The organism is Psychrobacter sp. K31L, assembly GCF_017942195.1.
Lineage (GTDB): Bacteria > Pseudomonadota > Gammaproteobacteria > Pseudomonadales > Moraxellaceae > Psychrobacter > Psychrobacter glaciei.
Genome location: NZ_JAGKSC010000003.1, coordinates 1 through 12,811 on the forward strand (window position 1 = coordinate 1; position 12,811 = coordinate 12,811).

The 12,811-nt window shown below is 45.3% G+C and carries 9 protein-coding genes; 2 read left to right on the forward strand and 7 right to left on the reverse strand.

From position 1 onward, the window contains the following. On the forward strand, positions 1–144 hold a 144-nt coding region (locus J5X94_RS05570; protein ID WP_210540815.1), incomplete at its 5' end, for a DUF305 domain-containing protein. Positions 145–179: 35 nt separating this feature from the next. On the opposite strand, the gene J5X94_RS05575 is transcribed toward J5X94_RS05570, so the two are convergent. Then, positions 180–401, reverse strand: coding sequence for a hypothetical protein (locus J5X94_RS05575; protein WP_194619683.1), 222 nt, complete (start codon positions 399–401; stop codon positions 180–182). Between the two features lie 258 nt (positions 402–659). After that, positions 660–1,814, reverse strand: a complete 1,155-nt coding sequence (locus J5X94_RS05580) for an alkene reductase (RefSeq protein ID WP_210540549.1) — start codon at positions 1,812–1,814, stop codon at positions 660–662. Between the two features lie 173 nt (positions 1,815–1,987). Between J5X94_RS05580 and J5X94_RS05585 the strand changes: the two genes are divergently transcribed. Next, a complete protein-coding gene (locus J5X94_RS05585; RefSeq protein ID WP_189585211.1) occupies positions 1,988–2,872 on the forward strand; it encodes a LysR family transcriptional regulator in 885 nt (294 codons plus the stop codon). 12 nt (positions 2,873–2,884) lie between these two features. On the opposite strand, the gene cobA is transcribed toward J5X94_RS05585, so the two are convergent. The 5 genes from cobA to J5X94_RS05610 all read right to left on the reverse strand — a co-directional run bounded on the left by cobA (position 2,885) and on the right by J5X94_RS05610 (position 12,401). After that, positions 2,885–3,817 carry a uroporphyrinogen-III C-methyltransferase gene (gene cobA / locus J5X94_RS05590; RefSeq protein ID WP_210540550.1) on the reverse strand — a complete coding sequence of 311 codons (933 nt, stop codon included), beginning with the start codon at positions 3,815–3,817 and terminating at the stop codon, positions 2,885–2,887. Positions 3,818–3,954: 137 nt separating this feature from the next. Then, positions 3,955–7,272: a molybdopterin-dependent oxidoreductase gene (locus tag J5X94_RS05595; RefSeq protein ID WP_210540551.1), complete on the reverse strand. Its 3,318-nt coding sequence runs from the start codon at positions 7,270–7,272 to the stop codon at positions 3,955–3,957. Continuing rightward, positions 7,269–8,729, reverse strand: coding sequence for an NAD(P)/FAD-dependent oxidoreductase (locus tag J5X94_RS05600; RefSeq protein ID WP_228293175.1), 1,461 nt, complete (start codon positions 8,727–8,729; stop codon positions 7,269–7,271). Before J5X94_RS05600 ends, J5X94_RS05595 begins: the two co-directional genes overlap by 4 nt. A gap of 76 nt (positions 8,730–8,805) precedes the next feature. Further along, positions 8,806–10,887 (reverse strand): bifunctional protein-serine/threonine kinase/phosphatase, encoded by a 2,082-nt coding sequence (locus tag J5X94_RS05605; protein ID WP_210540552.1) that lies wholly within the window; start codon positions 10,885–10,887, stop codon positions 8,806–8,808. Between the two features lie 2 nt (positions 10,888–10,889). Next, positions 10,890–12,401, reverse strand: coding sequence for a NarK family nitrate/nitrite MFS transporter (locus J5X94_RS05610; protein WP_210540553.1), 1,512 nt, complete (start codon positions 12,399–12,401; stop codon positions 10,890–10,892). Between the last annotated feature and the right edge of the window lie 410 nt (positions 12,402–12,811).

Here is a 12,811-nt window from a genome sequence, read left to right on the forward strand (position 1 = left end):
ATACCGCATCACTCGATTGCTATTTTAACCAGTAGCCGCGCTGATATTGAAGATCCGCGTGTACAAAAGCTTGCTGACGATATTATAAAAGCGCAAAAACGTGAAATCGCTGAGATGAAGCAATTGATTGATGAGCTGGAATAATATGATGGTTTACCAGTGAACGCTGCGAAAAACGATCACTTTTTTCTGCTTAGACGCTCAATGACCCAGCCTGCTAGTGGGAAGGACACCAGCTGTGTCAACGGAACGAGTATGATCGTTTCAATTAATACCACCACTGGCAGGCTTAATCCTTGAGTCACAGGCTTCAATAACGTTAATACAATTAGGAGTGTTGGATAGAGTCCGACATATCCTACTAATATGCGTATAAGTCTGTCTTTAGTATTCTGATTCATTGTCTACTACCTATTGATAAAATAATAAAAAAATCTTTACGCGATAAAAACAATAATTTTCGCGTGATGATTGACTGTTTGTGAATATCCAACAAGTCCCAAATTTATAAATAAAAATAAGGCCATTAATATTAATGGCCTTATCTCAGTCACTGCTCAGCTGCTTCGCTATTATTGATATAGTTGATTCAGTTTAAAAGAGAGTCAAGGCAACCGAGTGCAGATGTATATGTAATACTTCAAGCGAGGTTAATGCTGTCACTCTTTTATAGAGGATTGACTATAGTAAGGATAATCACTGTAGCCAACGTCAGTGCCACCATACATCGTGGCAGGATCTACTTCATTGAGTGGCCAATTATTGGCGATACGCTCAGGTAGATCAGGGTTGGCAATAAAAGGACGACCAAACGCAAATAAATCGCCATAGCCTTTGGCTAAAATATTGACTGCTTTTTCTACGGTATATTTACCCGCATAAATAATACGGCCTGAAAATTCTTCTCTGACCGCTCGATAAAAAGTGTCTGGCAAATCAGGCGCATTATCCCAATCGGCTTCTGCAATTGACAAGTAAGCAATGCCAGCTTGCTCAAGAACTTTGACCGCTTCGACATACGTATGATGAGGATCTGACTCTACCAATCCTAAATACACGCGCGTCTCACCCGTACTCGCAAACAAAGGCGCAAAACGTACGCCTAAACGATCCGCACCAACCACATCACTGACAGCAGCGACGATTTCTTTTAAGAAACGTAGACGATTGGTCAACGACCCACCATATTGGTCATCACGTGTATTGCTATGCTCAGAAATAAACTGATTGACCAAATAACCATTAGCACAATGCAGCTCTACCCCATCAAAACCCGCCTCCAGTGCATTGCGTGCGGCTGCCGCATACATCGTTACCAGCTCACCAACTTCATCAGTGCTGAGAGCACGTGGCTCACTTGGATCGGCCAATGCACCTTCACCTGGACCTGTTTCAATAAATACTTTTACGTTGTCAGCAGCAATCGCTGATGGGCCTACAGGCTGAGCACCATTAGGCTGCAAGCTGGTATGAGATACACGCCCAACATGCCATAACTGAGCAAAAATAATACCGCCTTTATCATGTACTGCTTGCGTAACTTTTTTCCAGCCTTCAACTTGGGCTGGTGAATGGATACCAGGTGTCCAAGCGTAGCCTTGGCCTCTTGGCTCAATCTGCGTACCTTCCGTCACCATAAAGCCTGCTGTCGCACGCTGTGCATAGTAGCTGGCCATTAAGTCATTAGGAATATTGTCAGGCTGCGTGCTACGAGAGCGTGTCAATGGCGGCATGACGATGCGGTTTTTGAGCGTATAAGGCCCAAGTTCTACAGAGGAAAATAGTGTACTTGTATTTAGAATGGTTTGTGTCATAAATATCTCTTTTAAAGCAGCTGATGGCTTATTATTGAATGTATTTGGCCTGTTTTGATGCTTAATAGCTCATTTAGTTGCTACTTAAGCAATATTGGTCAGCATAGCGTTTTGAGGGTACAATTAGAAACAACCACTTATTGTTTAAGATACAACTATTAATGGTATGAGTTATGAATGGTATGAATCGGCTCGATATTAAGCAGCTTAGAGTATTACAGGCGCTGCTTGATCTAAAAAACCTCTCGCAAGTCGCGCGTAAAATGGGACTGACTCAACAAGCCATCAGTGAGCAGCTGCGCAAGTTACGTGAGGTGTTTGATGATCGTTTGTTTATTCGTCAAGGGAATAGCATGGTGGCAACGCCAAAGGCGCTATCGATGCAGCAACCTATTGACCATATATTAAAGCAGTTGGAAGATTTGTTAGAGCCAGAGGTTTTTATGCCGCAAACATATAAAGGCGTCTTTACGATTAGCGCAACCGACTATGCGACGCAGGCATTATTACCGCAGTTGTTTAATATTACGCGCCGCGACGCACCGGATTTGAAGCTGATCGTGCGCGACTTTGCCTCAGACAATATTAACCAACTTATTGCAGCAGGCGAGCTTGATTTATTGATTACCTTTCCCGAGTTTATTCCCGATAATTTATCGTATGTCACTCTGTTTGAAGAGCAACATTTATGCGTGACGGGTTGTGAAAATACTTTTGCCACAGAGCCATTAACACTGACGCAAGTGGCTGCGCACCCACAGCTGGTGGTATCGCCTTCGCGTGCTAATTTGCGCGGCTCTCATGACCAATGGTTTGCAGAAAAAGGTCTAAAACGAAATATTGTGATGTCAGTTCCTAGCTTTTCGGCTGTACCCAATATTTTGCACACGACTGATATGATTGCGTTTTATCCTTCGCGGTTATTGCCGAGCAGTAAGGTCAAAGAGCTTGAGGTTGAAGCCTTGCCACCTACTTTCAAAGTCATCGCGGCATGGCACCCACGTACTACTGACAGTGGCATACATCGTTGGTTGATTGAGCAATTACGAAATTTATAATTAGTAACGTTCCTACGTCATACTTTCCAAATTGGGTATTAAGTGGTTACTGTTTATAACTTTATTAACATCAACAAATGCACCTTTACCCACAGCACCAAGATTATAGTCTGCAAACTCATGATATAAAGTGACCACATCACCCATAATTAATAGTGCAGGTGTTGGCAATTTCGCTATCGCTTGCTGATTAGCGATACTACCAAGCGTACCGATGAGCAGCTGCTGCGTGGGTAAGCTTGCATGACTAATCACGGCAAAAGGAGTCTCGCTGTCGCGCCCCGCTGCTATCAACCCTTTGGTCAACTCACCTAGCCGATGCAGTCCCATATAAAACACCACTGTTTGTTTGCTGTCCAAGTGTTCGTCATAGTCATTATTGGCTGCGCCTGACTTTTTGCACGCTGTTACAAACTTGACGGCTTGTGCATGATCACGGTGCGTTAATGGAATCCCTGCACGGCTAGCAGCGGCGCTGGCGGCTGTGATGCCAGGAATGGATTCAAAACGAATGCCATGGCGCACAACTTCTTGCAGCTCTTCGCCGCCGCGCCCAAAAATAAAGGGGTCGCCGCCTTTTAGACGAACCACTGTTTTGCCTGCCAGCGCGTGTTTGACTAACAGCTCATTGATGCCTTCTTGTGGCAGAGCATGATTGGCACGGCGCTTACCGACGAATATTTTTTCTGCTGTCAGCGCGCACATATCTAAGATATCCTCTGAGACTAAGCTGTCATAAAGCACTATGTCTGCGCGCTGCATGACTCGTAACGCTTTTAGAGTCAACAACTCAGGATCGCCAGAACCAGCACCGACTAAATGCACAGTGCCTACTTTCTCACCTTCTGCTATCGTTGATGGTGTGTTTAGCACATTGACATTGCATTTTTTATTGGATAAATCATTCGAAGGTAGGGTTGCGATAAAAGCAGATGAATCAGTCATAATGGTCACTCCTAATAACACTATTAGCGCCGTGCAGATCAGCACTTCATAATGGAATACATAAGAACAAAAGATAGTACAAGACACGGTGCAAGCCTCATGCCATATCGATAACTTGACCCTCTTTCAACAGGCGTTTAGGACGCATATTCCTCAATAAGTGCATTAATTTGACTCACGCATGAGCCGCAATTGGTGCCCGCTCGGCACGCTTTACCAATGGCATGTGCGCTGGTACATTGCTGTTTGGTGATGGCATTGATAATAATATTTTCTCCCACCGCCATGCACGAACACACCAGCGGGCCTGGATCGATATAACCTGTGGCTGGACGACCTGCCAGCAACCATTTATAGCGCTGCTGTGCAGGTATCGCATCGGTATTGGCAAAGCAGCTATCAAGCCAATGACTGCTTGGCAGCTGCGTCACTTGCGGCGCGAAATAAATAGCTAATAGTAGCCGCTCACTCGGTGTCGTAGAGATAGAAGTGCTTGGCAACGTGCTATTGACCTCTTCATTATTTGCCTCACTTGCCTCATTCGCCTCTGACTGAGTCAAAATAAAACGTAGTTGTTGCTCCGGTTTACTAAGGGTAAAAGCACTATTAACCCCTACAGTATTGGTATTAGCAGCGTCATCAGTCAATCCTTTATCCGATACAGAGCTTTGATAGGTATCGATAAACTGCTGCCAAAACTCAGGATCAAGCAATTGCTTAGCGATGCTGTCGACTGGGCTAGCAAGAGTAATTAGAACGCTGTTGGTTTGGCGGCTAATACTCCATGTCAGTGCTGGTAGTGTTTGAGTCGACTGCTCACTAGCCACATCAAAGCTAGAAGAGGCTGCTTGCAACTCCTTGTCTGTCATTTGCTCTTTAAAGCTAGCCGCCATAGCACGAAAGTGCACTAGTATGGTGTCTTGCAAATCAGGATGCACCAAAATCTTGCCAAACGTCTGCATGGGTACAGCGCTGATACTAATCGCTGAGTTTTTTAGCTCAGGCTGTCCTGAATGGGGATCGACAACCGTCGGAATGAGCGTACCTACTCTTGCACTGCTGGCAAAGGCGTTACTCCAATGCATGGGCATAAATGCATCACCAACACGCATGCCATCACTGATGGCAACTTGTGCTATCACTTTTTGCTCTAACACTTCAATGTCTGTATTTGAATCAACAGCCGCCTTATTATGTGGCTGAAGCTTTTTTAGTAGGTTTTGCTCATAGCGAGGACGTAGCTGCACATAGTCGCCTTTTTCAACACCGAGTTGCTTGGCGTCATCGGGATGGAGGGTCAGCATCGGCGCAGATTCATGTTGGTTAAGCTGCGGCGCAAGTCCTGTGCGGGTCATGGTATGCCACTGATCACGCAATCTACCGGTAATAAGACGTAGATGCACGGTTGATGAGTGACCGTTATGTGGCTTATCGCTCTTATTATCCTTTTCTCTATTATCGCTTTCTGTATTGTCATTAGCTTTCGGTCTTGAGCGACGCTGATGCCTATTAGGTAAGCTGGCGCTATCCGAGGGTGTAATAGCGATAAAATTTGAGTGCGCCATCGTGATTCGCTGGTCGCCCCATTGAAAGGGGGTCATTACCTCATAGTCAGCACGGTTTAGGATTGGCATTGGTAGGTCTTTAGCCAAATTGAGATAGCGCGGTTGATTGTTTTTCGATTCTGATTGATTAGGGTCGTTCTTAAAAGCAGTGAGCGCCACGTACTCATTAAATATCTCACTAGGATAGTCATAATCAAACCCTGATAACCCCATACGCCTCGCCACTTGCGAGAGTATCCACCAGTCAGGTTTGGCAAGACCGAGTGCAGGCTTTACAGCACGTTGGCGTGAGATGCGTCGCTCAGAATTGGTAACTGTGCCTGATTTCTCACCCCAACCTTGTGCTGGTAATACAATATCTGCGCACTTCACCGTATCGCTGTCTACCGAGCAGTCAGAGACTATTACCAAGTCACAAGCCGCTAATGCGCGGCGAAATTTATCCGCTTCAGGTAAGCTCACGACTGGATTGGTCGCCATAATCCAAATGGCTTTGATACGCCCATCTAAGATAGCATCGGCAGCATCACAAGCTTGGATGCCCACCTCTGGCGCAATAGACTGCGGTGCCTGCCAAAAATCAGCCACCAGTTGACGATGAATACCATTACTCAAATCTAAATGTGCCGCCAGCAAATTAGCCAGCGCCCCGACTTCACGGCCACCCATAGCGTTTGGCTGACCAGTGAGTGAAAACGGACTGGCGCCTACCTTTCCTACGCGTCCGGTGTACAGATGACTATTGATAATGGCATTGACCTTGTCGGTGCCACTCTTTGATTGGTTAACACCCATACTAAACGCGGTCACTGTCTTGTCATTGGCAGCGACTAGCTGATAAAACTGGCGTATGAGGTCAGCGCTGATTTTGCATGCTTGAGCGACTTTGTCGATGCTCCACGTCTTGGCAGCCTCCAAAGCGAGATCGACATCATTACATTGCTTGAGATAACGCTCATCGCAACAACCTTGCTGCTTAAGATAGTGCAACAACCCATTGTATAAATGCGTATCGGTGCCAGCGGCTATTGGTAAGTGCAAATCTGCGAACTCACAAGAGTCCGTACGACGCGGATCAATGACAATAAGCTTTTTACTGGGATCAATTTTTTTTGCGTCCAAAAATCGTCCAAACAAAATAGGGTGACACCATGCCATGTTTGAGCCCACCAGCACCAATAAATCGCAGGACTCTAAATCCTCGTAATTACCAGGCACCAAATCAGCGCCAAAGGCACGTTTATGCCCTGCTACTGCGGAAGACATACATAGGCGTGAGTTGGAGTCGATATTATTATTACCGATAAAGCCTTTGATAAACTTATTGGCGACGTAGTAATCCTCAGTGAGTAGCTGTCCTGAGACATAAAACATAATACTGTCGCGACCATGCTTGGCGATCGTGTCGTTTAAGCGCGTGGCAATATCATCTAAGACGTTATTCCAATCGGTAGGCTTTGTAAGTGGCTCATCAGATATGTCGATAGCGTTAAAATCATTAACCAATTGCATAGGTCGATGTTGTTGCATTACCGCTTGCTTGTTTTGATAGTAAGGCTCAGTTAAGCGTCGCTCACTGCCTAAGGTTTGCGCCAGCGCACTGCCCTTTGAGCATAGTTTACCAAAGTTCGCCGGATGCTCAGGATCTCCTTTTACGCTCACTACCCCTGTCGCATCGACACTGGCTAGGACGCCACACCCTACCCCACAGTAAGGACAAGTGGTACGTATGGTGGACGTCGTTTCTTCAGTATAAGTGGCAATAAGAGCCGTTTTTGAAGGACTGACCATGTCATCAGATTTGTTATTAGATTTGTGATCAGATCGGCGTATACCACTTTCTAATTTTTGACTAGCATTCGGTTTATTACTCAAAATCAATTCACTCATGACGCCGCTCCTACTATGTCTGCTGCGCTTAATAAATCCAGATCGCTATCGTTATCCATGTCTCCGTTAGCCTCACTATCTGTCGTTATTTTCTCCAAATCACAGTAAGCCTCGCCAAATATTAAATCCGCTTTTATAGGCGCGATATCACTATTGCTGTTGATCAGCTGGCTATAAAAACTGCCTTCATTGACCTCACCGTAGAGTACAGCGCCGATCAGTTTATTGTTTCTAAGATAGAGGCAATGATAGTGATTTATACTGGTTTGCTGATAAGTGATGGTTTCGATAGCTGCCGCTTCCTCCTCGTCAAAGTCGACTTGCCCTGCTGAAAAGGCACTGATGCCAGATACTTTTAGCTTTAAAGACAGCGGTTTGCTAGTAAAGGGGTGCCAATTATTCCTGGATGCTAAGCCATCGTTTGATATCCTCGCATCTTTTAGGACAGAAACTAAGGTATCAACTTGCTGATTGACGGGCGCCACCATACCGAACAGCTCACCGTCTAGCTCCACACATTCGCCAATAGCGTATACGTTGGCAGCGCTGGTATGCATATAATTATCAACGATGATGCCACGGTTGACCGTCAGTCCGCTGTCTTTTGCCAATGTGATATTAGGTACCACTCCCACTGCCATGACCACGAAATCTGCTGGCAACGTGCGCCCATCTTTTAGCAACAATCCGCATACTTCATGCTGGTTGTTGACCGCTATACATTCAGTGATCGCTGATACCTCAAGTCCGACATTTCGACAGCTGAGCTCTGCTTGCAATAGCTCAGCGGCGGGCAAATCAAGCTGTCGGTTCAGTACATAGCTGTCCACATGAACAACCGTCATATCTGCTCCTTGAGAAGCCAAAGCGCAGGCGGCCTCTAACCCCAATACCCCACCCCCAATCACCAGACCTTTTTTCCCTTGATGTGCATATGCGGTTAGTGCATTTACATCAGCTACTTCTCGAAACACGTGCACGCCTTTAGCATCATAATTTGGAAAAGGAATAATTCGAGCACTGGAGCCCGTCGCAATAACCAGCTTGCTATAAGCGATCGTTTGTCCATTGCTCAGCTCAATGGACTGCTGTTTGACGTCTATTGTGTCAACCGAAATTCCAGCCAATACGGTGATACCCAGCTGTTGATACTCTGATTGCTCGTATAGATAAGTATCTTCAAATATAGAATCTCCTGACAGTACAGGCGATAGCATAATTCGGTTGTAGCCGACTTGTGGTTCTTTACTAATAAGCGTAATTGGCAGATGAATGTGAGGGTTTTCCAGTCTGTTTTGCTGTTGGGCACGAGCCAACTCAATAGCAAAACGGCTGCCTGCCATGCCAGCACCAATAATGACGATACCAGCACTCGAAGGTAGCGTTGACGCTATTTTAGGATTTTGGCTATTGACTACTGTTGACTGTGCATTAAGGTGTGGTACAAAAGGCGACATAAGAAGAGCATCCCTTAGCCGCAACGTGCAGCATTAAATAAATGGCGTGTCATATCATGTTTTTGTTGAAGCAAACTTATAGAAAATAAGCCAGCAGTGATAAGATAATGACAAACTGAATGAAGCAAATGCTGTGCCATACCAGTAAGGGATGGCGTATAATAAGCGGCTCAGGGTCGCGGATATTGCTGGTGTTATCGGGGTTAAAATCTTGTAAAAACTCACCAATTGCTTGGTATCTAGCTTGGGTGTTGGAATGCAGCGCACGCATTAACGCTTGCTGGCTAGTAGTGGGTACGCGGTGCTGACGTAATGATTGAGCAGGCAGCGTCAACGTATGACTTGCTTGATGTGAACTCATTAAATCTTGCGAACTAAACGGCAACTCATTGGTTAGTAGCTCATAACCGATTACGGCTATGGAAAATAAATCAGAATAAACTCCTTTTGGTGCATCGCTGTAATATTCTGGTGCAGCGTAGTGCAAATCACCGTTCGGTGGTCGAGTGCTGTCTTTGAGTATTAAAGAGCTGGCCGAACCAAAATCAATTAACTTGACCGCGCCTGAGGTGGTCAATAGGATGTTTTCCGGCTTGATGTCTTGATGCAATAGATAGTTACGATGCATCACCCGAACCGCCATGCCTATTTTGGTTAATAAATCATATGTCTGCCATACGTCGCAAGGGGCATGGCGATCCATAAAATCTCTGAGGCTCTCGCCCTCAATATATTCGGTCAGATGGTATAAATAAGTACTACTCGCTGGTACGGGGTAATAACGTAGCAATCCTGAAGAACTCAGCGCTGAGCTCGCGCTTTGATTGGTTTTGATGCTGATAAGGCTGTTATCGCTCGACAAATCATTAGGGTCCGCTTGATTGTAAGCAGGCTCGCCAGCACGGCTGTGCTTAGATAAGCTCAACCCTATTTTTCGCTCTTTTAAAAACTCGCGCAGATAGTACCCATCGGTAATCGTATCAAGGCTTGGCGACTTTATGACAAAGGCATGATGGTTGCTATCTTCTACCAAATACACTTCACTACGAGCAGTACGGGCTATAATGTTCTTGATAGTAAAACCGTCAATCTGCGCACCAATCTCCAAACCCGTTGGCAACTGATAACGATGAATATCGTGAGAGCTAGTATTGTCGCCTGTCTTATAAATTTGTGCCTTAAACGTTTGCTTATGGAGCACTGTTGTATTCATACCGAGCATCATCATACTTAGGTTATCGTAACTGCCTTCGCTAAACGCTTGCTCGCATAAGCTTTTACTGATATCTAAGCTTTCACCGATACCGATACCAACATCACTTATCTGTTGGTCGATAGCGTTTCGATCAGTCATAGTCGTCGATTGAACTAGCGCCTTTGCGGCGGCACACAGTTCAAACTGAAGCTCTGAGGCAGTAATAGATTCATAGACGCCATCAGTCATTAGCGCTAAGCACTCGTTTTGATGCAATGTAAATACCGATTGCTGTAACTGAATTCGTGTATCAGCGCCAACAGCAGCCGACAGAGCACCTTTGTCTTGCCCACGATGGATGCGGTGATCTTTAGTGAGCACCGCCATGCTATCCATACCTATACGGTAAATACGTGAATCGCCCGTATGAAACAGATGGATACGGTCACCGATACACAGTAGGCCTGATAAGGTCGATAACAGCGGTGGTACTCGCTCGTAGACTTGTGGGAAATAGAGCACATCATTGGTTTTGTTTACCGCCTCCTTAATCAATATGGCAATTTGATTATCATCAAAGCTTATCGGTGCCTTTTGACCATTGGCTTGTGACTCATTTTCTGATGCCGACTCATACTCTGTCCTCACGAGATTTTCAAGCGCTAAAGTAAGGTGATGCGTGATGGTATTGACGACCAATTGACTGGCTTGTTTAGGGAACTGACAGGCACTGACACCATCCGCCATCAGCACCAATAAAGGCGCATGAGGACAATGAACACCGCCGTTGATGGTTGCTGTGGACTGTCCATACGGCAAGCATGTTGTTATCAGCAAGCTGTCTTGATTTTCGGATTTGCGCCCTTGCATGGTATAAAAATCAAGCAACCATAGTGCATTATCCGCACTATAGTGACTGGTTTTGTCAGTGGTCTTAAAGTCTTGTGTGCCGCCCTTTTTCATACTTAGCTCACTTTAATTTGGGCAAAACTACCATCTGGCATTTCTTCGATGATAACGCCTTCAGGCTCTTTTAAAAAGAATAGTGCTAAGAAGCCAACCACTGCGGTGGCGGCGATCACAAAGAAAAACACCTGATAGGAGACGAGACTCAGTACGGTTAAATAAACGACCGAACCAACATTGCCATAAGCACCAGTCATGCCAGCGAATTGTCCAGTCATACTGCGCTTAATGAGTGGAATGACCGCAAACACTGCGCCCTCGCCTGCCTGTACAAAGAATGAGCAAAACATCGTGATTAACAATGCCAACGCAATCGGCCATGTTGAATCAACGATTCCCATCAATAAATAACCGACGGCTAAACCCGCAGTCAAAATCAGCAGCGTGATCTTGCGTCCATACTTGTCACTGAGCCAACCGCCGCCCGGACGTGACATCAAATTCATAAACGCATAGCTTGATGCCAATACCCCTGCCATCACAATCGATAGGCTAAATGTCTCTTGATAAAAAAGCGGCAACATAGACACCACCGCCAGCTCTGAGCCAAAGGTCGCAAAGTAGAGAATATTTAAGATACCGACTTGCTTAAAGTCATATTGATGTGCTTTTGGAACTGGCGTAGTAAATATCTCTTTATTAAAGCGATAACTACTCACGAACTCATAAATATATAAAACAACCAGTCCGATATAGACGATAGTCACGCTGTCCTGACTAAGCAAGCTGACGCCAGCGGGCGATAATTTCCATCCCAAAAGAGCCAAGGCCAAATACATTGGCAGCTTAAACGCCATCATCAGCCAAAAGTCACCTGCTGAAGTCACCATCATGGCACCAGATTTTTTGGGTTTAAAATACGTCGCACCCTTTGGCGTATCTCGCACCATCTTATAAAAAATCACACTGTACAGCATCATGACCACCCCTGAAGTAGCCGTCGCATAACGCCAGCCCTCATCACCACCAACTATAGCGGCAGCGATGATAGCCACTGTCGGTAATAGCAAGGCAGCAGCAGCGGAACCAAAATTGCCCCAACCGCCATAAATACCTTCAGCCGTACCCAGCTCATTTGCAGGGAACCAATCACTCATTAGACGAATACCCACCACAAACCCTGCACCCACAAAACCCAGTAAGAACCGAGACAACGCTAGCGTGTTGTAGTCTTGCGCAAAGGCAAAAGTAAAACAGGGAATGGCACCAATCGCCAAAATGGCGGTATAGACGAGGCGCGGGCCAAAACGATCGGTTAGCATACCGATAATGACTCGAGCTGGAATCGTCAAGGCGACGTTTAGTATCAATAAGGTTTTGATTTGATCTTTAGTAAGGTTAAGCGTCTCCCCAATCGCGGATAAAAAAGGCGCGTGGTTAAACCACACAAAAAAGGTCAGAAAAAAAGCCATCCAACCAAGATGGAGAATTTTATTCTTACCTGTAAAAGAGAAAATATTAAGCTTGTTTTTAGTTGGCACAGCGGGGTTCGATGGTGGCGATGACGACATATGCGATTTCCTTAAATGGCAAACTTTAGGGCCAACATAAAAAGTTATAAGAACAAATTATGTTAAACAGAATGATCAGTTAGAACAGTTAAGGGGGTGCAATGGCTGTGCCATTTGCCGTCATAAAAATCGTTGTAGAGGCAAACCATCGTCTTTGGTGAAAGCGTCAATGCTTTGTAATGGCAGACTTACAGGCGACTATCACAAGCCGATTCATATCTTAAAAAACATGATGCCCTTGTATCATTGAGAGACATAAAAAAATGCTACTCATTATAAATGTAATCAAATTGGTGCATGATTCTGTCCACTTTAGTGCATCAATACTTATCACCTCATTGCCAAATGATCGATTAATGTTTTATTTACCATCATCGTCAACCTCCTCATAAATGCCTTGCGACCTTGTA